The following is a 23,249-nucleotide window of genomic DNA, read 5'->3' on the forward strand; positions in this document are numbered from 1 at the left end:
TTATACCAAAATTTCATATAGATTGGAAAAAGGGAGCTTGTGCATTTACAAGCTCCCATACATGTCTTATCGAATTTCTTTAATACGTGCTTTTTTACCGCGAAGGTTACGTAAGTAGTATAACTTAGCACGACGTACTTTACCACGGCGAAGTACTTCGATTTTCGCGATTCTTGGCGTGTGAACTGGGAATGTACGCTCAACACCTACACCGTAAGAAATCTTACGAACTGTGAATGTTTCACTGATTCCGCCACCACGACGTTTAATTACAACACCTTCGAAAAGCTGAATTCTTTCACGAGTTCCCTCAACAACTTTTACGTGTACACGTAAAGTGTCACCAGGACGGAATGAAGGAAGGTCAGTTTTTAATTGGCCTTTTGTAATTTCTGCGATTAATTGTTGCATATTAAATTCTCTCCTTTAAACAGATGCTCTTATAAAGTCTTAATAAATTACAGCGGAACATCGTTAATACGGCTACTGATTTCAGTAGCACAAATGTTATAATAGCATATTACTAGGCCTGTTGCAATAGCAAATATATGAAGTTATTACTGCTCTCGCTTTATTTCCTCAAGCCATTTTTTCTCTTGTTTAGATAACTCTCTCTCATCTAACAAATCAGGTCTACGCGTATACGTTCGACGCAAAGATTCCTTATGTCGCCATTCATCAATGTTTTTATGATTCCCTGACATTAATACATCCGGTACCTTCATACCACGAAAATCAGCCGGACGTGTATAATGAGGATGCTCTAATAAACCTGTACTAAACGAATCCTCTACTTGTGAAGCATGATTTCCTAGCACACCTGGCAAGAGACGTACAACACTATCAGTAATAACCATAGAGGCTAATTCTCCGCCCGTTAATACATAGTCACCAATAGAAATCTCATCCGTTACGAGATGCTCACGAATTCGTTCGTCATACCCTTCATAATGCCCACATACGAAGATCAAATGTTCTTCCCCTGCAAGCTCTTCCGCTTTCTTCTGCGTAAATCTTTCGCCCTGCGGACACATTAAGACAACTCTAGGCTTACGCTCTGTCTCTTTCGTCAAATCTTCTACAGCATCAAAAATAGGCTGAGGAGTAAGCACCATACCAGCTCCTCCGCCGTAAGGATAATCGTCTACACTATTATGCTTACTTGTTGTATAATCACGAAAGTTAACAACACGAAGGTTTACCGCTTCTTTTTCTTGTGCCTTCTTTAATATAGAAGATCCAAATACACCGGTAAACATGTCTGGGAACAACGTTAAAATATCAATTTTCATTATAGCAGCCCTTCCATTACATGAATGGTTACTAATTTATTTTCAATATTAACTTGAAGTACAACGTCATCGATATAAGGAATTAAGAGATCTTGACCCTTCGGGCGTTTAATTACCCAAACATCATTTGCACCAGGAGATAGAATCTCTTTGATTGTCCCTAGCGCTTCTCCTTCTTCCGTTACAACACTGCAACCAATAATTTCATGATAGTAGTATTCACCTTCAGCAAGTTCACCTAACTGCTCTTCTGGTACTTTTATTAAAGAACCTTTAAACTTCTCTACTTCATCTACATTGTTATATCCTTCAAATGTTAATAAATCGAATGTCTTATGTTGGCGATGAGAAGTTACCTTTACCGGAAGGTAGTCTGTGCCTTTCTCATTCGATATGTATAACGTGTTTCCTACTTTATATCGCTCTTCTGGAAAATCAGTACGAGAAATAACACGGATTTCTCCTCTTACGCCATGAGTATTTACAATTTTCCCTACGTTAAACCATTTTGTCATAAATAGTATGTCACCCCTGGTTTCTATATAAATTAAGCATCTCCATTTCACAGATGGAACATGCACTCTCTATTTAAATGTTAAAAAAGGGAGAGGAATAACTCCTCGCCCTTTTTTACGTTTATTGAATTTCCAGTGTTACTTTTTCATCATTATGATGTCCCACTGAATACAAGAGCATTCGAATCGCTTTCGCAACTCTCCCTTGCTTTCCAATGACTTTTCCAACATCCTCAGGATGTACAGTTAATCGATACTTTATCTCTCCGTTGCAAAGTTCCTGTGTAACTTTTACATCTTCAGGATAATCGACAAGAGGCTTGACAATCGTCTCGACTAACTTCTTCATAGTCATTGCCTCAATTACTTACCTTGTTTAGATAAGTGGAATTTCTCCATGATACCTTGGTTAGAGAATAAGTTACGAACTGTATCAGATGGTTTAGCACCATTTCCTAACCATTTTAATGCTGCTTCTTCGTTGATCTTAACTTCAGCTGGTTGAGCAACTGGATTGTAAGTTCCGATTTCCTCAATGAAACGTCCGTCACGAGGAGAACGAGAATCTGCAACAACTACACGATAGAAAGGAGTTTTTTTAGCTCCCATACGTTTTAAACGAATTTTAACTGCCATTTATAAAGCACCTCCGAATTTATTTCACACAGATAATTATATTAGCAAAAAGACTATTGCTTTGTAAAGTATTTTTTCTTAACAGAGCCATCTTTTTTTCCTTACATGAATGGAAACTTCAATCCACCTAGTCCTTTTTTCTTACCTTTTTGCATTCCCGTCATCGTCTTCATCATTTTTTTCATGTCATCGAATTGTTTAATTAGACGATTGATTTCTTGTACAGTTGTACCGCTACCTTTGGCAATGCGCTTTTTGCGACTAGCATTGATTATTTCCGGTTGTTCTCGTTCTAATTTAGTCATAGAACGAATAATTGCCTCAATATGCCCAATTTGTTTTTCATCAACTTGTGCATTTTTCAGCCCTTTAATTTTATTTGCACCAGGAAGCATTCCTAACAATTCATCAAGCGGCCCAAGTTGACGCACTTGTCCAAGTTGTTCTAGGAAATCGTCAAGCGTAAACGAAAGCGTACGCATTTTTTGCTCAAGTTCTTTCGCTTTCTCTTCATCAACTGTAGCTTGCGCTTTTTCAATCAATGTTAAGACATCGCCCATCCCTAAAATACGGGATGCCATACGCTCTGGATGGAACGCTTCAATTGCATCTAGTTTTTCACCCATACCAGCAAATTTAATCGGCGTGTTTGTTACAGCCTTAATAGATAATGCAGCACCACCGCGCGTATCACCATCTAATTTCGTTAATACAACACCTGTTAAACCTAACTGTTCATGGAAACTTTGCGCAACATTTACCGCGTCTTGTCCCGTCATCGCATCGACAACAAGGAAAATTTCATCCGGTTTCGCAACTTCTTTAACTTTCGCTAATTCATCCATTAGTTCTTCATCAATATGCAGGCGACCCGCTGTATCGATTAAAACATAATCGTGATGATCTTCTTTTGCTTTTGCAATCGCTTGTTTCGCAATTTCAACAGGACTTACTTGATCTCCTAAAGAGAATACAGGCATGTCCAATTGCTTCCCTAATGTTTCAAGCTGTTTAATCGCTGCTGGACGGTAAATATCCGCTGCAACAAGCATCGGTTTACGGTTATGCTTTTTACGAAGCAAATTCGCAAGCTTACCTGTCGTCGTTGTTTTACCCGCACCTTGCAGACCAACCATCATAATAACAGTCGGTGGCTTATTAGCAACAGCAATTTTGCTTTGCTCTCCGCCCATAAGTTCTGTAAGTTCTTCCTGTACAACTTTAATTACTTGTTGTCCAGGTGTCAAACTTTTCATTACATCTTGTCCGACAGCACGTTCAGACACACGCTTCACAAAATCTTTTACTACTTTAAAGTTAACATCTGCTTCTAAAAGAGCTAGACGAACTTCTCTCATCATTTCTTTCACATCGGCTTCAGAAACTTTTCCTTTGCCGCGGATTTTTTGCATTGTCTGTTGAAGTCGGTCGGCTAATCCTTCAAATGCCATATTGCCGCCCTCCTAATCTAATTTTTCGATAGCTTCAACAACTTGTTTCATTTCTTCATTCACATGCTCTTCTTCGCTGATTAGCTGTTTTAGCTTTGCAACAAGTCGCTGTCGCTCTTGAAACTTTTGAAGTAATACTAATTTTTCTTCATATTCTTCAAGCATCGCTTCAGTCCGTTTAATGTTATCATACACGGCTTGGCGACTTACATCAAATTCTTCCGCAATTTCACCAAGAGATAAATCATCTAGATAATAAAGCGACATATAACTTCTTTGTTTTTGCGTTAACAACGATTGATAAAAATCAAATAAATAGTTCATTCTCGTTGTTTTTTCGAGCATGTTGGATCATCCTTTGTTAAGTGATTTCCCTTTACATGAATTAGTTTACATGTAGTCCAAAAGAGTGTCAAGTTTTTTTCTTAACATCATATGTTTTTTATAGAAAAAGAAGCGGAAATACCGCTCCTTTCACTTATACTTCTTCTGTTTCTACTAAGTTCGCAAATAAACCATACACATATTGTTCTGGATCAAACTGTTGCAAGTCATCCATTTGCTCTCCTAATCCAACAAACTTTACTGGTACATCCATTTCGTTACGAATCGCTAATACAATACCACCTTTAGCAGTTCCATCTAACTTCGTTAAAACAATACCAGTTACATTCGTTGCTTCACGGAATGTTTTCGCTTGGCTTAAACCGTTTTGTCCTGTTGTTGCATCAATAACAAGTAATACTTCATGAGGAGCACCTGGTACTTCACGCTCAATTACACGCTTCACCTTCTCTAATTCTTTCATTAAATTTACTTTATTTTGCAAGCGTCCTGCTGTGTCACATAGTAATACATCTACCTTACGTGCTTTCGCAGCTTGTACAGCGTCATACATAACCGCCGCTGGATCAGATCCAGATCCTTGTTTAATCACTTCTACACCAACGCGATCGCCCCATACTTCTAATTGTTCAATCGCTCCAGCACGGAATGTGTCTCCTGCCGCTAATAGGACTGACTTACCTTCTGATTTAAACTTATGCGCCAGTTTACCAATTGTCGTCGTTTTTCCTACACCATTAACACCAACAAATAAAACAACCGTTAATTGGTCCTCTTGCATATTAATTTCGTTACTAAAATCGCTGTCGCCTTTGTAAATTCCTACTAGTTTTTCTGAAATAACAGCTTGTACTTCTTTTGGATCTTGAATGTTACGACGTTGTACTTCTTCTTTCAATTGGTCAATTAATTCCATTACCGTCGCAACGCCAACGTCTGCACCGATTAAGATCTCTTCTAACTCTTCGAAAAAATCTTCGTCCACTTTACGGTAACGATACACTAAATCATTCACTTTATCCGCAAATGAATTTCTCGTTTTTTCTAATCCTTGTTTAAATTTCTCTGTAACTGTATCCGTTTGTTTTGAAATTTTTTCTTTTAGTTTTTTAAAAAAACTCATACTTTCCCATCCTTCCTATTCACTTGCAATAAGTTCTTCTCCGGCGTCTAAACGAACCGAAACAAGTTTAGATACCCCTGATTCTTGCATTGTTACACCGTACAACACATCAGACTCTTCCATTGTACCTTTTCTATGTGTAATTACAATAAACTGCGTCTCATTACTGAATTTCTTTAAATACTGTGCAAAACGAGCTACATTCGCCTCATCAAGGGCTGCCTCTACCTCATCTAGTACACAGAATGGTACTGGGCGTACTTTTAAAATACCAAATAAAAGCGCAATTGCTGTTAAAGCACGCTCTCCACCTGAAAGTAAACCTAAGTTCTGCAGTTTCTTCCCTGGCGGTTGTGCTACAATATCAATACCCGTATTCAGTAAATCCTCTGGATTAGTCATTACTAAATCCGCTCTACCGCCTCCAAATAATTCAGAGAATACCGATTGAAACTCCATTCTAATACCTTCAAACGTAGTAGAAAAGCGTTTTTTCATTTCTTCATCCATTTCGGTAATAAGCTGGTGCAATGTCGCTTTCGCTTCTTCTAGGTCGTCTCTCTGCTCTAGTAAGAATGTATGACGCTCCGCTACACGTTCATATTCATCAATTGCCCCTAGGTTCACTGTACCTAACTCTTCTATAGATAATTTGATTAATTTTACTTTCTTACGCGCATCTTCTGCAGGCATTGTCATTGTATATTTTAGTTTTGCCGCTTCAAATGAAATCGTATATGTTTCACGTAAATGTTGTAATCTATTTTCCAACTCTACATCAAGTCGATTTATTCTCACTTCTTGATCTTTCAACATTTCAAGAATATATTTATGTTTACCTGTCGTTTCTTTCAAATTGCGCTCTAAATGTTCTACCCTCTCTTGCAACGATACACGTTGTTCACGACGAGAGCGAATTAATTCTGAAGTTTGATTACGATCATATGCTTTCTTCTCAATCATATTCGTAATTTGCTCTTCACCACTTGAATTAGATGTCATTTCTTGTTTTAAGAACGCTAAATCCTCTTTCGTTTTTACAAGTGTCGCATCCGTTTCTTCTTTTTCCTTCGTCAATCGTTCAACTTTTTCTTTTTGATTAAATAAGCGTTGTTGCTTTTCAGCTACCAGCACTTTTAACTCCGTCATTTCTTTTTGAACTTTTTCTTTCGAAGAATGTTGCTCACTTTTTTGTTTTGTTAAAGCTACAATTTTACTATCTAACTTAGTGATATCAGCTTGAAGATTCGTTAAAATCCCTTCTAACTCCTCTTTACGCCCTTGCATTTTTACTCGATCTTGTAAAAACCCTTCAATCTCTAAATCATAAATAGACAATCGATCATTAATACGATGTTCTTCTAATTCTAGACGATTAATCTCTTCTCTTAATTTCTGCTCATCTACACGATCTACTTCTACAGTTTGCCTTAGTTCGCGTATTTTCACTTCTTTTTCTTGAATCTCTTGTTTTACTGCTTTAACAAAGTTTTCTAACTTCATTGTTTTTTCTTCCATATCAGTTAACTTGCGAGTCCACTCTTCCAGTTCACGTTGGCGTCCTAATAAAGAAGATTTCGCTTGCTTTACCGCCCCACCAGTCATAGAACCGCCAGGATTCACTACATCACCTTCGATTGTTACAATGCGATAACGGTATTGCAGTTGTTTCGCCAACTCATTTGCTCCGCGTAAATCTTTCGCAACAATAACCGTACCTAATAAATTTGAAACTACATTTTCATATTTATTGTTGTACTGCACAAGTTCTGCCGCCACACCTACAAACGATGGGTGTTGATTTGCAATGCGTAATTGCTCAAATGATAAAGACCTGCTTTTAATAACAGCTTGCGGTAAAAACGTTGCACGTCCATGTTTATTTTGCTTTAAAAATGCTATCGCATTACGAGCATGCTCCTCTGTTTGTACAACAATATGCTGCATCGCTGCACCTAGAGCAATTTCCATTGCAACTTCGTATTCTTTCGGTACCGTTAACAGTTCCGCAACAGCACCCTCGATACCTTGCAACCTATTTTCTCTAGCTTTCAATACTTCACGTACACCTTGATAGAATCCAGAATAATCTTCTTGCATCTCTTCAAGCATTTCTTTTCGAGAACGTGCCTGTTGCACAAATTGATATGCTTGATACAGTTTTGTTTCATTTTCACTATACTGCGTCTTACATTTCCCAAGCGCCGCCTCTGTCTTCTGTATGTTTGAGAGAATGCCAGCTACTTTTTCTTTCGCTTGTTCGTAACTTTCTACAAGTTTCGTCTTTTTCGCTGTAATTTCCATACGCATTTCTACATATTTCGCATTCTCTTCATCTAGACGCTCGTTTTTAGACGTTTGCTGTTTAGATTGTTCTTCAATCATAGATAATTCATTACGATGACTAGCTTGTTGATTTAAAAGCTCAATATAGTCACCTTTTAAATTCTCAATCTGTTCCTCTAAATTGTCAGCAAAAGTAGCAAGCAGTTGCTCATTATCATGCAATTTTTGCTCCAACTCTTTTACTTCATTCACAAATTGCATTAAAGCTTCTGTACTTGACTCAATCTCACCATCGTAACTTTTAGCTTTCTCTGTTAATTCAACAATTAACTGCTCAAGTTGCGCACAATGCGTCGTAGCATTTTGCTTTCTCTCTTTTAACAACTCGCGCTGCCCTTCAAGTTTTTCTAGCTCTTTACTAGAAAGAAGAAGTACTTCTTGCAACGAGTCTACAGACTCATCTACCGCTTGTAATTGTCCTCGTAATTCCTCAAGCTCTTCTTCACTTTTTTGTAAATTCGTTGACATTTTAGCTTCTTCGTTTTTATTATGCCCAAACTGATTTCGAAGCGCTTCCCATTTCTCGTGCAATTCTTCAATTTCATGGACAATAAGCGCAGCTTCTACTTTCTCTAATTCTTCTTTATTCTCAAGATAATCTTTCGCAATAGAAGCTTGTCTTTCTAAAGGTTCTACTTGACTACTTAATTCATGAATTATATCTTGTACACGATTTAAGTTTTCTTGTGTTTCTGCTAATTTCCCTTCAGCTTTCTTTTTGCGAAGTTTGTATTTTAGTACGCCTGCCGCTTCTTCAAATACACCTCGACGCTCTTCTGACTTACTACTTAAAATCTCTTCCACTTTCCCCTGGCTAATAATTGAAAAAGCTTCTCTTCCCATACCAGAGTCCATAAATAAATCGATAATATCTTTCAATCTACATGATTGTTTATTAATATAAAAATCACTATCACCTGAACGAGATACACGACGTGTTACACACACCTCATTGTATTCAATTGGTAAACGTTGATCTTCATTATTTAAAGTTATTGTTACTTCAGCAACATTAACCGCTCTCCTCGTATCACTGCCTGCAAAAATAATATCCTCCATCTTTGCACCACGTAATGATTTTGCAGATTGTTCACCAAGTACCCAGCGAATTGCATCAGTAATATTACTTTTCCCGCTTCCATTAGGTCCTACTACAGAAGTTACACCTGGGACAAAATCAACAGATACACGCTCAGCAAAAGACTTAAACCCTGCTATTTCTAATCTTTTTAAAAACACGAAAGGCCTTCCTCCTATTCTCCGTCGTTATAAATGTTCTCTATACAAAAACAAGTATTATACGGATTTACCTTCTTTTTCATTATAAACAAAAAGAAAGTTTCATTCTATGCACAAGGAATCCCCCTCATTCAAAGGGGGATTCCTTATAGTTGTTCTTTTAATTTTTTCAATGCTTCTGCAGCAGCTTGTTGCTCTGCTTCTTTTTTCGACTTACCACTACCAAGACCTAAAGCTACGTTATTTAACGTAACACGTGACACAAATTCTCGATTGTGAGCTGGTCCTTTTTCTTGCAAAATTTGATACTCAACATTGCCACTGCCATCACGCTGAATCAATTCTTGCAACTGACTCTTATAATCCATCACATGAGAAAAAGCACCCTCATTAATTTTCGGATATACAATTTCTTTTAAGAATTCCCAAACTGTTTCTAGCCCTTGATCAAGATAAAGGGCACCAATAAACGCTTCAAAGACATCCGCTAATAAAGCTGGTCGTTCACGTCCACCTGTCATTTCTTCACCTTTTCCTAATAAAACAAGGCTACCAAATGACAATTCGTTCGCAAAACGAACAAGAGATGGCTCACATACAATAGCTGCACGTAGTTTTGTTAACTCTCCTTCGCTCATTGTCGGATATTTTTGAAACAGATACTGCGATACAGTCAGTTCCAATACTGCATCTCCAAGAAATTCAAGACGCTCATTATCTTCATGCGGTTTTTTTCGATGCTCATTCACATACGATGAATGCGTAAATGCTTGAATCAATAATTTTTCATCTGTAAACGTAATACCTATCTTTTCTTGAAACACTTTAAATGCTTCACGATATTTTGTTTCGTATTTTTTTTCTCTATATTTTCGGTACGGCATAGGTCCCTCCAGATATAAGCCAGAAAGCCCCGCTAAAAAACGGGACTTCACTTAAGCATTATAGATGACTCTCTATGTAAGTCACAGCATCGCCAACAGTAGCAATCTTTTCAGCATCTTCATCAGAAATTTCCATTTCGAATTCATCTTCTAATTGCATTACAAGTTCTACTACATCTAGGGAGTCTGCTCCTAAATCTTCCTTGAAGCTTGCAGCTGGTACTACCTCAGTCTCTTCTACTCCTAAACGATCAACGATGATTTTTGTTACGCGCTCTAAAACATCTGCCATTCCATTCACCTCCCCTCAAATATTATATTAAATATTGACCAAAAAAACTAGGTGAAATCGATTCTTTTATTACATTACCATACCGCCATCAACATTTAACGTTTGACCTGTAACATATTTGCTTTGATCAGAAGCAAAAAACGTTACAGCATTCGCGATATCTTTCGCTTCACCAAATTGAGCAGCTGGAATAACTTTTAACATTTCGGCTTTAATATTCTCATCTAGTACATCCGTCATATCAGTCGCAATAAAGCCCGGCGCAATTGCATTCACTGTAATATTTCGACTTGCTAACTCTTTTGCAGATGTTTTTGTTAATCCAATAACACCCGCTTTAGCAGCAACATAGTTAGCTTGTCCTGGGTTTCCTATAACACCAACAACCGAAGCGATGTTTATAATTCTACCGTGACGTTGACGCATCATATAACGAGATACTGCTTTTGTACATAAGAATACACCTTTTAAGTTTGTATTAATAACTGTATCCCATTCTTCTTCTTTCATACGCATTAATAAATTATCTTTCGTTACACCAGCATTATTTACAAGAATATCAACTTGTCCAAATGTATCTACTGTTTGTTTCACCATATTTGTAACATCATCAGCATTTGCAACATCTGCTCTTACCGCAATTGCATCAGAACCTAATTTTTTAATTTCATCTACTACTTCATTTGCTTTTTGTTCATTACCAGCATAATTTACTACTACATTTGCCCCTTGTTTCGCTAAATCGATCGCAATCGCGCGACCAATTCCACGTGAAGCGCCAGTTACTAATGCTACCTTCCCTTTTAACATCAGTTTTCTCCTCTCAAATTTGAAATGGTATCTTTTAATGTCTCTTCATCGTATATCGCATATGCTTTTACTGATGAATCAATTGACTTCATAAGTCCAGCAAGTACTTTTCCAGGTCCAACTTCAATAAATGTATCTACTCCCTGGTTCACCATATATTCAATAGACGGGTACCATAATACAGGCGAATAAAGCTGTTCGATTAACTTTTCTTGAATGTCTGCACCACGTGTAATAACTTCCGCCGTAACATTTGCAATAACAGGAATATTCGTGTCATGAATTGTAATTTCATTTAAAACACTTTGGAACTTCTCAGCTGCCGGCTTCATAAGTGAAGAATGGAATGGCCCACTTACTTTTAGTGGAATCGCTCTCTTTGCACCATTTTCTTTCGCTCTTTGAGAAGCAACCTCTACGCCTTGCTTCGTTCCAGAAATCACAATTTGCTTCGTACTATTCATATTAGCGATTTGCACTGCATATCCTTCACTTGTTACTTCTTCTGTAACTTGTTTCAGCATATGTGGGTCAGCACCTAATATAGCTGCCATTGCGCCTTCCCCGCCCGGAACAGCTTCTTCCATATATTCGCCACGTTTCCTTACAGCATATACAGCATCTTCAAAAGTTAATGCACCAGCTGCTACAAGAGCACTATATTCACCTAAACTATGACCAGCGACAAAGTCAGGTGTAATGTCATACTCTTTCAAAGCTGTCAAAATAGCAAAGCTCGTTGTTAATAATGCAGGCTGCGCATTTGTTGTTAATGTAAGCTTTTCCTGCGGTCCTTCAAAAATCACTTCTGAAAGTGAATCTTCCAACACCTCATCTGCTTTTACAAACACTTTTGCAACCTCTTTATTATTCTCTGCTAATTGTTTACCCATTCCAACTGCCTGTGAACCTTGGCCCGGAAAAAGAAATGCTATTTTTCCCATTTCAAATCCTCCTCTTATTGGAGTGACTCTTTCTCCATTACGCTTGAAATCGTAGGAATTACTTCTTTCGCTACCATTTCTCTCGTTTGACGAATCGCACTAAATATCGACTGGTCATTAGAAGAACCGTGAGCCTTAATGACAGGTGCTTTCAATCCAAATAATGCAGCTCCCCCATACTCCGAATAATCCATTTTATCTTTTAATACCATAAGTTTTGGCTTTAATACCGCCGCTGCTAATTTGCTCGTAAACGAACTCATTAGTTGTTCTTTCAACATAGAGAATAGCGCAAGTGCTGTTCCTTCTAATGATTTCAACGCTACATTCCCTGTAAAACCATCACATACAACAACATCTGCTACACCTTGCAATAAATCTCTCGATTCAACGTTCCCAACGAAATTAATTGGCGCATCCTTAAGCATTGCAAATACTTGCTTTGAAAGCTCGTTTCCTTTTCCATCCTCTGTTCCAACGTTTAATAGTCCAACACGAGGATTTTCAATTCCTCTTACCTTCTCAGCATAAACAGATCCCATTACTGCATATTGATATAAATGAATTGGTTTTGCATCAACATTTGCTCCAACATCTAACATAACAAAACCTTTTCCATCTACAGTTGGCATTGTAGGCGATAAAGCTGGTCGCTCAATTCCTTCCATACGACCGACTACAAATAATCCAGCTGCCATTAAAGCTCCTGTACTACCTGCGGATATACAAGCGTCTGCTTCTCCATCCTTTACTTGTTGTGCCGCAAGCACCATTGAAGCTTGTTTTTTTCGACGAACCGCTCTTACTGGTTCCTCCGTTGATTCTATTTTTTCGTCTGTATGAAGAATAGTAATTCGTTCATCACTCGTTAAGTATTGACGAATTTCCTCTTCTTTCCCTACTAACGTAATATGTAAATCAGAATATTCCTTAATAGCTTTCATTGCCCCTAATACTACAGCCTTTGGAGCGTGATCTCCGCCCATTGCATCTATTGCGATTTTCATAAGTTGTTACCTTCCTCACTATAATTACTAGATCGATACATTTCAAAAGTGCCTGTAAAAACAAGTTCTTCTCCAACGAAGCTACGCACTTTGACAACCGTCCGTCCCTTATCATTCTCTACGTCTTCAACACGCGCTTTTGCAACAACACGCTCTCCTAATTTTACAGGGCGAATGTATCGAATGGTAGACTTTGCAGTTAAAGCTAATTCTTCATCAATAACCGCAACAGCTAGTGAGTTTGCTTGCGCAAACAGATGATGCCCACGGGCAATTTGATTTCTTTTAAATACATGTTCTACCTTTACTTCAAAGATAGAGATTGCATGTCTATCTAATTCAATATCAATAATTTCTCCGACAACCTCTTCTAACGGTAAAGATTTCACATCTTCTTCATGTTGCTTTGTAGCTACATGTTTAATTCTCTCTCTTAATTCAGGAATAGACAATTCCATACGATCAAGTCGTACCGTTTGTATACTCACTTGAAATTTTTCCGCTAAATCTTCATCCGTAATAAAAGGATTTGATTCGATTGTTTGTTGTAATAATTCTTGTCTTTCTTTTTTACTTCTTCTTTTCTTCATACCGCACCATCCATTTTTTATGACTAGGTACTAACAGTAGTATATAATCATTAAAAGTAGAATGCAACAAAAACTTTTGTTGACTCCCTTTAATCGAGCTTCTCTCCTTGGAACACACCTGTGCCATCAAGATACGTACGCAAGGCAGCGTACTGATCATTGTGCCAAAACGCTTCTGAATCTACTAGTATCGCCGCATCTTGCCTTGCTGTTTCTAACGCTCGATAATCATGTACCATGTCAGCAACCTTAAATTCTGGTAAGCCACTTTGCTTACTCCCAAAGAAATCTCCAGGACCTCGTAATTCTAAATCTTTTTCTGACAATACAAATCCATCATTTGTTTCAGTCATTATGCGCATTCTTTCTTTCCCTGTTTCTGATTTAGGGTCTGCTATTAATAAACAATATGATTGTTCACTCCCACGGCCGACACGCCCTCTAAGCTGATGAAGCTGCGATAAACCGAAACGTTCTGCATCATAAATAACCATTACAGTCGCATTCGGTACGTTCACACCTACTTCAACAACTGTTGTCGATACAAGAATTTGTACTTTATTTTCACTAAACTGTCCCATTATCTCTTCTTTTTCCTGAGACGATAATCTCCCATGCATCAATCCAACTTGGCATTTCCCTTGGTAATGATGCGTCAGCATACTATGTAAGTCGATAGCATTTTGCACATCAAGTTTCTCAGATTCTTCAATTAGAGGACAAATAACGTATGCCTGTCTTCCTTTTTTTATCTCCTTTTCAACGAAACCGAGAACGCGATCTAACATATCATGTTTTGCCCAGTATGTTTCAATCACCTTTCTACCTGCTGGCATCTCATCGATTATCGAAACATCCATCTCTCCAAATGCAGTAATTGCAAGCGTACGCGGAATTGGTGTCGCTGTCATAAATAATACATCTGGACTTTCACCTTTCTCCCGTAAAACTCGGCGCTGCGCTACACCAAATCGATGCTGTTCATCTGTAATAACGAGACCCAACCTATGAAATATAACTTCATCTTGAATTAAGGCATGCGTTCCAACAAGAATATCTATTTCTCCTTGTTCTAACTTCGCTAAAATTTCTCGACGTCTCGCCCCTTTAACAGAACTTGTTAACAGTTCCACCTTCATACCAAAATGCGAAAACGTTTCAGCAAGCGACTGATAATGTTGCTCAGCTAAAATTTCTGTAGGAACCATTAAAGCACCTTGATAATGAGCTAATTTCGATGCATAAAGGCCAATCGCAGCAACAACTGTTTTCCCAGAACCAACGTCACCTTGCAATAGTCGGTTCATCCGATAAGGAGATGTCATATCTTTCAAAATTTCATCTACAACTCGGCGCTGCGCACCCGTTAATGGAAACGGCAGTGCATCGATAAATTCTTGTAATTCTACTGACGGAATCTCTTTCTTCGTCCCTTTTGAATTTTCCCTCTCCATTTTCCGGAGCGTTTGCATTTTCAGCTGAAATAAGAAAAATTCTTCATATACAAAACGGCGACGCGCTTGCTTCAAATCTTCCTGTCCTACCGGAAAATGCAATGCCCTGAGCGCTTCATATCTTGGTAATAATTTATATCGCCCTAACAAACCATCCGGTAACACTTCGACTATAGAATCTCCATATTCCTTTAACGCTTGAGCAATAAAACGACGCATCTGTTTTACTGTAAGTTTCCCCTTTACTGAATAAACAGGTTCCACTTCTTGTTGACGTACAACCGGTCCAAAATGAAGTTCTGATACAGCAATTGTTTGACGATGTTGATCCCATTTACCAGTAATCGTTATCGTTTCATCTAACTTTAATTTTTGCTTATAGTAAGGCCTATTAAAACATACCGCCGTAATTAAATAACGACCGACGAGAACACGAACTGTTAAACGCGATTTCTTCTTACCATAATATTGCAGCAAAGGAGCACTATGAACCTTCCCTTCAACCGTTACACGTTCATCATGCTTTACTTCAGCAAGATCTTTCATCGCATAATCTTCATAACGGTACGGAAAATGTTCTAATAGATGAGAAACTGTATAAATACCCATCTCATGTAGTAACTCAGATGTTTCTCCTCCGATCCCCTTTACATCCGTAACAGGAACTTGTACAACATCATTCAAGATTCTCACACCCCGTCACATTATTTTCTTTATTGCATTTTATTTGAGTACCAATTAGCATCTGTAATCGCTCTCTTTCACCTTATATATTCTATCATAGGCATTCTAAGAGAAACTACTCAAATCCCTTATATAAAACAAGTAAAAAAAGAGCCTCACTATTAGCAGCAAGGCTCTTTTCTCTCTTCAATATGCTAGCCTTTTGAATAAAAACTAGTAATAAACTTCATATTACTACTTCTTATCCATTAGCAAGTAAGTAATCCATTTATTTCCAAAACGAATCTTATCTTATTCTACAGAGAAGATGAAAGAATACACTGGTTGGTTTCCAGCATGTACTTCTACTTCTGCATCTTCAAATTTCTCTTCTACAAATTCAACTAACTCCGCTACTTCTTCGTCAGTTGCATCTTCCCCTTGTAGAATCGTTACGATTTCAGAATCTTCATCAATAAGCGCTTCTAGTAATTGCTTCGCAGCTCCTACTTTTTCAGCATTTGTAGATACAATTTTCCCATCTGCAATACACATGAAATCATCTTTTTGAATTGCTACACCATCAATTTCCGTATCACGTACAGCATACGTAATTTGACCTGTTTTCACATGAGATAAAGCTTCCTGCATGTTTTCTTCATTCTCTTCTAACGTTCCAACTGGGTTAAATGCTAACATCGCTGCCATACCTTGAGGAACTGTTTTCGAACGAACAACAATAACTTCTTGATCTACAACTGATGCCGCTTGTTCTGCTGCCATTACAATATTTCCGTTATTCGGTAAAATAATGATTTTTTCAGCATTTGCTTCTTCAATTGCCTTCACGATATCCTCCGTACTTGGATTCATCGTTTGACCACCTTCGATAACTTTCGTTGCGCCGATGCTCTCAAATAAAGTTTTAATACCAGAACCCATAGCTACAGTTACGATACCATATGGTTGTTTTTCCTTCGATTGAGCTGGTTGCTCAGGAACCATAGTAGGTTCATCTAACAAAGCAGTATGCTGTTCACGCATATTTTCTACTTTAATCTTAATTAAACTACCGTATTTTTGCCCGTAGTTCATAGCGTCTCCAGGATGTTCTGCATGGATATGAACTTTTACAATTTCATCATCAGACACAACTAGTAGAGAATCACCATATACACTAATATCTTCACGGAATTTTTGTTCAGAGAAATTATGCTCTTTCACCTTTTCAGCCTCTAATTTCACCATGAACTCCGTACAATATCCATACTTAATATCTTCTGTACTCAATTGGCTTTGTACACTACGGTGATGTTCTGCGCGTACCATTTCATTCATAGATGGTTGCGTCGGTGCATCAGAAGAAATCGTTTCTCCTTTTAAGTCAGCTAAAAATCCTTCGTATACCACTACAAGACCTTTACCACCGCTATCTACAACGCCAACTTGTTTTAATACAGGTAATAAATCTGGCGTACGATTTAACGATGCGTTTGCTTCTTTCACAACGTCTTCCATAAACAAAACAAAGTCGCGCTGTTTTTTCGCAACTGTTACTGCATATTTACCCGTTTCTCTTGCAACCGTTAAAATCGTTCCTTCAATCGGTTTCATAACCGCTTTATAAGCCGCCTCTACTCCAGCTTCTAGTGCTGCAGCAAAATCAACTGTTGTTAATTCTTCTTTTTGTTCAATGGATTTAGAGAAACCACGGAACAACTGAGATAAAATAACTCCAGAGTTACCACGAGCTCCCATTAATAATCCTTTGGCTAAACTTACGCCGACTTTACCAGCATGCTGTGAAGGATTTGCTTTCACTTCACGCGCACCTGAAGTCATAGATAAGTTCATGTTTGTACCGGTATCGCCATCTGGAACTGGAAATACGTTTAATGCATCAACAAGCTGAACATTATTTGTTAAATTATTCGCTCCTTGCATGATCATTTGTGATAAACGTTTTCCATCAATTTTTTGAATTGACACAGATTTTCCTCCTTAATGCACATTACAAGTTTATTACTTTAACTCCTTGTACGTAGATGTTTACAGAATCTACTGCTAGTCCTACAGTTTGATCTAATGTATATTTCACTTTCGTCTGCACATTATGTGCCACTTCTGAAATTTTCGTACCATAGCTCACAATAATATACATATCAATATGTACTTCATCTTCATCTTTACGAACAATAACACCTCTAGTGAAGTTTTCTTTTCGTAAAATGTCTGTTAATCCATCTTTTAACTGATTTTTTGATGCCATACCTACGATACCGTAGCAATCTACCGCGGCACCTCCAGCAATTGTTGCAATTACATCTGTACTAATATCAATTTGACCGTACTTCGTTTTAATTTCAATTGACATCTCGTTTCCCCCTTCATAAATGGTGAAAGTGAGCTAGACTACTTTAGTTACTATCATATAATCTTTTCAAAGAAAATTCCATCGTTCTTTCTTTTCACTCTCATATTTTATGTTTTAAATTACACTTTTTTATGATGAGCAAAATAGTCCATTGTTATTATACAACATGTACCACTATAATATGTCAAGCAATTTTTATGGATTTCAACTTTTCTTCATTGACATATAGTGTCAAGTAAATTTTCTTGATTTCTTTTTTCTACGGTGTTGCATTCTCTTTTTAGTTGTGTTAAATTATAGTAGTGTTTTTAGCATCGCATAAAAGACTAACATTGAAAAATTACGTATGGTAAGGTATCAAGGGAGGGAAATATAAATGGCTCGTGTTTGTGCTATTACTGGAAGAAAAGCTCGTTCTGGTAACTCTCGTTCTCACGCAATGAACGCTACAAAACGTAAGTGGGGCGCTAACCTTCAAAAAGTTCGCGTACGCATCGACGGAAAAGTTCAACGTGTTTACGTTTCTGCTAGAGCATTAAAATCTGGCAAAATCGAACGTGTTTAATAATAAAAAAAAGAGCCGATAGGCTCTTTTTTTACTATAACAATGGAAAAAGCACCGGTGATAGGTGCTTTTTTTAATCTTTTTTGAAGGTATTTAACATTGCACGAACAATTCCACCAAGAAATTTAGGTAACTTAATTGTATAAAATCTCATGGTTTCCCTCCTAATCCCCATTACTCCACTTGGTCACTATATGATGTAAGGAGCAAAATTGTTTCTTCAATCAGTGCTTCTTATCAACATTAATATGCCAGAAGTAAATGAAAAAGTACCTTTTTCCTCAACGAGTTCGTTACTAATACAAAGTGTTGATCCCCACTCTATTGTTTTATTAGTAAGCGGGTACTTAAAACCAAACAATGTAATCCCTTCCACTATTTCAGTAACTGGTACAAAAGATACATAAGGAAAGTTTTTATTTTCTTCAATTATATGTGTACCCACTTTTTTAACTGTTATTTCATTTTTATTGTCCACAATACACATTTCTATCTCTACTTCTAACCCTTTTAAAAGCATCTGTATATTTGCCAAACCGTGATCAAGCCTTCCACCGGTAGCACCAAAAATACGAATTAGTGCCGGCTTCTGTCCTAATGCCCAGTTAATTGCAATTTCTAAATCCGTTTGATCTTTTTCTCGCGGAACAATATGTAATTCGTTCGTTTGCTGTCCCATCCATGCTAATTCTTCTTCAGTAACTGAATCGTAATCTCCAAACGCAACAGCCGGTGTAATCCCTTTCTTTAATAGACGGTATACTCCCCTATCAACCGCTGCCCACACTACTTCCTCATTCTCATATCGAGCAAAATCTGCGCAATATTCCGAAGGTCCTCCTGCCAAAATATGAATAATCATTTTTTCTTCCCCTTCCATTGTAAAAAGGCAATCTGCCATTCGGTAGATTGCCTTTTTACATATTTTTACCCTATCCTATAAATACCTTACTAGGATAAAAGTTCATCACTACCCACGAATTACGCGAATTGCTTCACCGCGGTCTTTTTGATTGTATACTGCTGACCCAGCTACAAGTACATTTGCTCCTGCTTCCACACAAAGTCTTGCTGTTTCAGCATTTACACCACCATCAACTTCAATTTCTACTTCTAGATTGCGCTCTTTCACCATGTCTGCAACTTGTTTAATTTTCGGTAATACAGAATGGATAAACTTCTGTCCACCAAATCCAGGGTTTACTGTCATAAGTAATACCATATCTATATCTTCTAATACATGCTCAATTACTGAAACTGGCGTATGTGGATTTAATACAACGCCCGCTTTAATACCATGAGATTTAATTAACTGAATTGTACGATGTAGATGTGGACACGCCTCTACGTGAACAGTAATAATATCCGCTCCCGCTTGTGCGAAAGTCGGGATATAGTTATCAGGATTTTCAATCATTAAATGTACATCTAATGGTAATGATGTAATCGGACGGATTGCTTCTACAATTAACGGTCCAATCGTAATATTTGGTACGAAATGTCCATCCATTACGTCAACGTGAATGTAATCCGCTCCGCCCTTTTCTACATCTTTAATCTCTTCCCCTAATTTTGAAAAATCTGCTGATAAAATCGATGGTGCAATTTTAATCATAACTAATACCTCGGCTTTCTCTCTCTAATTTCTTCTACGAATTGTTTATAGTTCTTATAGCGATATTCTGTAATCTTCCCTTCTTCAACCGCAGCTTTCACCGCACATTTCGGTTCAGAAAGATGTGTACACCCTCTAAATTTACAGTATTGGCTCGCTTCTTTCAACTCTGGAAAACAATATGTAAGATCTTCTACTTCTATATCAATGAAATCTAGTGAACTAAACCCCGGTGTATCTGCTACTAGTCCACTCCCAATTGCAATTAATTCTACGTGTCTTGTCGTATGCTTCCCGCGTCCTAAATGGGAGGAAATATCATTTGTTTTCAGCTCTAATTCTGGACGTAGCACATTAAGCATTGAAGATTTCCCCACACCAGATTGACCCGCAACGACAGAAACACAATTTTCTAAGTATGGTTTTAATATATCAATACTTTCTGACGTATTAATAGAAGTAAATAAAACATCATAACCCATCTCACGATAATCATTCGCATAAGCTTCAACAGTTGCTTTCATCTTTTCATCTACTAAATCCATCTTGCTAATACAAATAATTGGCTTAATGTTATGATATTCAATCAGCACTAAAAATCGATCTAACAGTCCAGGATTAAAATCTGGTTCTACTGCAGAGAACACAAGGATCGCTTGATCGACATTAGCAATAGGAGGTCTAACAAGTTCATTTTTTCGATCAAACACTTCAAGCACATAACCTTCAGTTGGATTATCTGCCTGAAAAACAACTTGGTCTCCTACAAGTGGTGTAATTTTATTTTTTCTAAATACACCTCGTCCACGACATTGCGTAACCCCTTCTTCATGCTGCACGTAATAAAACCCACTTAAAGCTTTTATAATTTTTCCTTCTGGCATAGAATTCTCCTTTTTTGTATAAGGTGATGCTGAATTTAAAAATGAATGGATTTAAATTTTCTAAATAACGATTTCAAAACCTACCATATATACTTTCGCTAATATACATTAAATTTCCCATTAAATGCAAAAAAATATTTACAACTGCATCACTTTACTAGCTTTTTGAATCATATATTTTTGCCTGCTATACCGTCCACTTTGTAGACAGCATAACAGGCAATAATAATAAATAGACTTTCACTATTATTGAGTTGGATAGGGTACTTCTTTATCAATAATCGTTACTCCATCTCGTACAATTTTATAGTGTCCCTTTGAACCTTCTTGAATTACAAATTCTAAAGAAATAGTCGCTGATTCAGTAATTGTTCTCGTTTCAACCGGTCTATCCATTTTTTGCTGCATGTCTTCTTTATAAATTTCTATTGTTTGCGGCTTTTTTTCACCTGTTACAGCAGGCTCATATGGGATAGAGATATTGTCCAATTTTACCGTTTTAGTCACTTTAGGCTTTTGACCATCAGAGATAATAATAGTTACTTTATCTCCCTCTTTTAATGGTGTACCTGGTTTTGGAAATTGCGAAATTACAAGTCCTTTTTCGACTGTATCTGAATACTCTCGTTTTATATCTGACGTTAGTTTTCTCTCATTCAAATAACCAGTTACACTATTTTCAGTCCACCCCGAAAAGTCACCTGGTCTAATTTGATAAGGACCTTTACTTACCCAGATTTTCAGTTCTTGCTCCGCTTCTATAACCATTTGATCAGGCGTCGGAATTTGCTCTACAATTTCACCTTTCGGCTTATCATTTTCAATATAATTTACTGTAACTTGTTTATATTTTTCTTCTAACTCAGCTTTTACACTCTCAAAGTTTTGCCCTGTGAAATTCGCCATCTTACTTTTCTTTTTCCCACCTGATTGATAGATAGTAATTTTAGCGTTTTCTTTTACGACTCTTCCTGCTACAGGGTCCGTTTTTATTACATCCCCAACTTCAACATCATCTGTATATACAATATTAGGCTCCGTCACCTCAAAGCCCTTTTCTACTAATGTATTTACAGCTGTCGTGTATTTCATACCAGCCACATCAGGAACTTTCACATCTTTCGGAATAAATAATCCTGGAATAACCGTAAGCGCTAATGTTATTCCTATTGCTAAAAATAAAAATGTTGAAATTAAAACTTTAAGCCACTTGTTACTCCGTTTTTTCTTCTTATCTAACTCAGCTGCTTCTGCTCTTATCGGTTCTTCCACCTTACTCCCTTTTAAAACAATCGTTTCATCACTTACATTTTCAAATAATTGTTCTTGTTGAATAATCGGAATCGCTTTCGTCGCTTCCATATCTTCTGGTATGTAAAACGGTTGCTCATTTATCCTCTCTGGATATAGCGCAGTTTCAATATCTCGCTTCATCGCATTGGCAGATTGATATCGATGGAACGGATCTTTTGCAGTTGCTTTTAATATAATATTTTCAACACTTTGCGGAATATTTTCATTCCATCTTTTTGGTGATGGGATTTCATTTTGTAAATGTTTTAAAGCTATAGCAACAGCAGATTCGCCAGAAAACGGTTGTCTTCCTGTTAACAATTCAAACATAACTATCCCAAGAGAATAGATATCTGATTGTTTATTTGCTATTCCGCCACGTGCCTGTTCTGGTGATAAATAATGGACTGAACCGAGCACTGAATTTGTATGTGTAATTGTTGTTGCACTTGTAGCTGTCGCAATTCCAAAATCTGTTACTTTTATTATTCCATCAGCTCGAATTAAAATATTGTGCGGCTTTATATCACGATGCACAATTTCAAAATGATGGGCGTGTGCCATAGCGGATGTTAACTGCTCCATAATATCAAGAGCTTCTCCTATAGGTAACATCCCTCGCTCAATTATGTATTGCTTCAATGTTTGTCCTGGTACATATTCCATGACAAGATAGTATATACCATCTTCTTCTCCGACATCATACATATTCACAATATTTGGATGCGACAACGTTGTAACAGACTGCGCTTCTCGATGGAAACGTTTAATAAACTCTTCGTTATTTGAGTAGTCGAGTCTTAATATTTTTACCGCTACATCTCGGCCAAGTATATCATCATGAGCTAAATATACATTGGCCATTCCGCCACCACCAATCATTTTCAGCAGCTTATAACGGTCATTTAAGCGTTTTCCAATCAGCAC

Annotated in this window: 24 protein-coding genes; 1 reads left to right on the forward strand and 23 read right to left on the reverse strand. The window is 37.4% G+C overall.

What is annotated here, in order from left to right; genetic code table 11:
* Nucleotides 1-66: 66 nt before the first annotated feature.
* The 18 genes from rplS to ACTFSL_RS11835 form a co-directional block, all read right to left on the reverse strand.
* On the reverse strand, nt 67-411 hold the full coding sequence (rplS, locus tag ACTFSL_RS11750) for a 50S ribosomal protein L19 (protein ID WP_001186516.1): 345 nt from the start codon (nt 409-411) through the stop codon (nt 67-69).
* Between the two features lie 146 nt (nt 412-557).
* The gene (trmD, locus tag ACTFSL_RS11755; RefSeq protein ID WP_000686903.1) at nt 558-1,292 is read right to left on the reverse strand and encodes a tRNA (guanosine(37)-N1)-methyltransferase TrmD; all 735 of its coding nucleotides are present in this window, start codon (nt 1,290-1,292) and stop codon (nt 558-560) included.
* The gene (gene rimM / locus ACTFSL_RS11760; RefSeq protein ID WP_000170278.1) at nt 1,292-1,807 is read right to left on the reverse strand and encodes a ribosome maturation factor RimM; all 516 of its coding nucleotides are present in this window, start codon (nt 1,805-1,807) and stop codon (nt 1,292-1,294) included. Before rimM ends, trmD begins: the two co-directional genes overlap by 1 nt.
* A gap of 121 nt (nt 1,808-1,928) precedes the next feature.
* Nucleotides 1,929-2,156, reverse strand: coding sequence for a KH domain-containing protein (locus ACTFSL_RS11765; protein WP_000737401.1), 228 nt, complete (start codon nt 2,154-2,156; stop codon nt 1,929-1,931).
* 14 nt (nt 2,157-2,170) lie between these two features.
* Nucleotides 2,171-2,443 (reverse strand): 30S ribosomal protein S16, encoded by a 273-nt coding sequence (gene rpsP, locus ACTFSL_RS11770; RefSeq protein WP_000268750.1) that lies wholly within the window; start codon nt 2,441-2,443, stop codon nt 2,171-2,173.
* Nucleotides 2,444-2,544: 101 nt separating this feature from the next.
* Nucleotides 2,545-3,894 (reverse strand): signal recognition particle protein, encoded by a 1,350-nt coding sequence (gene ffh / locus ACTFSL_RS11775; protein ID WP_000863460.1) that lies wholly within the window; start codon nt 3,892-3,894, stop codon nt 2,545-2,547.
* A 12-nt stretch (nt 3,895-3,906) separates the two neighbouring features.
* On the reverse strand, nt 3,907-4,239 hold the full coding sequence (locus tag ACTFSL_RS11780; RefSeq protein ID WP_000891062.1) for a putative DNA-binding protein: 333 nt from the start codon (nt 4,237-4,239) through the stop codon (nt 3,907-3,909).
* A 133-nt stretch (nt 4,240-4,372) separates the two neighbouring features.
* A complete protein-coding gene (ftsY, locus tag ACTFSL_RS11785) occupies nt 4,373-5,362 on the reverse strand; it encodes a signal recognition particle-docking protein FtsY (RefSeq protein WP_000007655.1) in 990 nt (329 codons plus the stop codon).
* A gap of 15 nt (nt 5,363-5,377) precedes the next feature.
* Nucleotides 5,378-8,947 (reverse strand): chromosome segregation protein SMC, encoded by a 3,570-nt coding sequence (gene smc, locus ACTFSL_RS11790; protein ID WP_000478973.1) that lies wholly within the window; start codon nt 8,945-8,947, stop codon nt 5,378-5,380.
* Nucleotides 8,948-9,093: 146 nt separating this feature from the next.
* On the reverse strand, nt 9,094-9,831 hold the full coding sequence (gene rncS / locus ACTFSL_RS11795) for a ribonuclease III (protein WP_001146875.1): 738 nt from the start codon (nt 9,829-9,831) through the stop codon (nt 9,094-9,096).
* A gap of 58 nt (nt 9,832-9,889) precedes the next feature.
* The gene (gene acpP / locus ACTFSL_RS11800; protein ID WP_000786062.1) at nt 9,890-10,123 is read right to left on the reverse strand and encodes an acyl carrier protein; all 234 of its coding nucleotides are present in this window, start codon (nt 10,121-10,123) and stop codon (nt 9,890-9,892) included.
* Nucleotides 10,124-10,192: 69 nt separating this feature from the next.
* On the reverse strand, nt 10,193-10,933 hold the full coding sequence (gene fabG / locus ACTFSL_RS11805) for a 3-oxoacyl-[acyl-carrier-protein] reductase (RefSeq protein ID WP_000911773.1): 741 nt from the start codon (nt 10,931-10,933) through the stop codon (nt 10,193-10,195).
* Nucleotides 10,933-11,877, reverse strand: coding sequence for an ACP S-malonyltransferase (gene fabD / locus ACTFSL_RS11810; RefSeq protein WP_440041784.1), 945 nt, complete (start codon nt 11,875-11,877; stop codon nt 10,933-10,935). Before fabD ends, fabG begins: the two co-directional genes overlap by 1 nt.
* Before the next feature lie 14 nt (nt 11,878-11,891).
* Nucleotides 11,892-12,884, reverse strand: a complete 993-nt coding sequence (gene plsX / locus ACTFSL_RS11815; RefSeq protein ID WP_000684100.1) for a phosphate acyltransferase PlsX — start codon at nt 12,882-12,884, stop codon at nt 11,892-11,894.
* Nucleotides 12,881-13,474: a transcription factor FapR gene (gene fapR / locus ACTFSL_RS11820; RefSeq protein ID WP_000747349.1), complete on the reverse strand. Its 594-nt coding sequence runs from the start codon at nt 13,472-13,474 to the stop codon at nt 12,881-12,883. Before fapR ends, plsX begins: the two co-directional genes overlap by 4 nt.
* Before the next feature lie 89 nt (nt 13,475-13,563).
* Entirely contained in the window at nt 13,564-15,612 is a 2,049-nt protein-coding gene (recG, locus tag ACTFSL_RS11825; RefSeq protein ID WP_006928337.1) for an ATP-dependent DNA helicase RecG, read from the reverse strand.
* Nucleotides 15,613-15,903: 291 nt separating this feature from the next.
* Nucleotides 15,904-17,580 (reverse strand): DAK2 domain-containing protein, encoded by a 1,677-nt coding sequence (locus ACTFSL_RS11830; RefSeq protein ID WP_000027129.1) that lies wholly within the window; start codon nt 17,578-17,580, stop codon nt 15,904-15,906.
* A 22-nt stretch (nt 17,581-17,602) separates the two neighbouring features.
* Nucleotides 17,603-17,965: an Asp23/Gls24 family envelope stress response protein gene (locus ACTFSL_RS11835; protein WP_000021109.1), complete on the reverse strand. Its 363-nt coding sequence runs from the start codon at nt 17,963-17,965 to the stop codon at nt 17,603-17,605.
* Between the two features lie 376 nt (nt 17,966-18,341).
* On the opposite strand from ACTFSL_RS11835, the gene rpmB reads away from it, so the two are divergent.
* A complete protein-coding gene (gene rpmB / locus ACTFSL_RS11840; protein WP_000124776.1) occupies nt 18,342-18,530 on the forward strand; it encodes a 50S ribosomal protein L28 in 189 nt (62 codons plus the stop codon).
* A gap of 73 nt (nt 18,531-18,603) precedes the next feature.
* Here the strand turns inward: rpmB and spoVM are convergent, their stop codons facing one another.
* The 5 genes from spoVM to pknB all read right to left on the reverse strand — a co-directional run bounded on the left by spoVM (nt 18,604) and on the right by pknB (nt 23,249).
* Nucleotides 18,604-18,684: a stage V sporulation protein SpoVM gene (spoVM, locus tag ACTFSL_RS11845; RefSeq protein WP_001213599.1), complete on the reverse strand. Its 81-nt coding sequence runs from the start codon at nt 18,682-18,684 to the stop codon at nt 18,604-18,606.
* A gap of 66 nt (nt 18,685-18,750) precedes the next feature.
* A complete protein-coding gene (locus ACTFSL_RS11850) occupies nt 18,751-19,431 on the reverse strand; it encodes a thiamine diphosphokinase (protein ID WP_002183880.1) in 681 nt (226 codons plus the stop codon).
* A gap of 69 nt (nt 19,432-19,500) precedes the next feature.
* A complete protein-coding gene (rpe, locus tag ACTFSL_RS11855; RefSeq protein ID WP_000589974.1) occupies nt 19,501-20,145 on the reverse strand; it encodes a ribulose-phosphate 3-epimerase in 645 nt (214 codons plus the stop codon).
* A gap of 2 nt (nt 20,146-20,147) precedes the next feature.
* Nucleotides 20,148-21,029, reverse strand: coding sequence for a ribosome small subunit-dependent GTPase A (rsgA, locus tag ACTFSL_RS11860; RefSeq protein WP_001113932.1), 882 nt, complete (start codon nt 21,027-21,029; stop codon nt 20,148-20,150).
* 246 nt (nt 21,030-21,275) lie between these two features.
* A complete protein-coding gene (gene pknB, locus ACTFSL_RS11865; protein ID WP_440041785.1) occupies nt 21,276-23,249 on the reverse strand; it encodes a Stk1 family PASTA domain-containing Ser/Thr kinase in 1,974 nt (657 codons plus the stop codon).

This window comes from Bacillus cereus group sp. MYBK108-1, assembly GCF_051917185.1.
GTDB classification, from domain to species: Bacteria; Bacillota; Bacilli; order Bacillales; family Bacillaceae_G; genus Bacillus_A; species Bacillus_A cereus.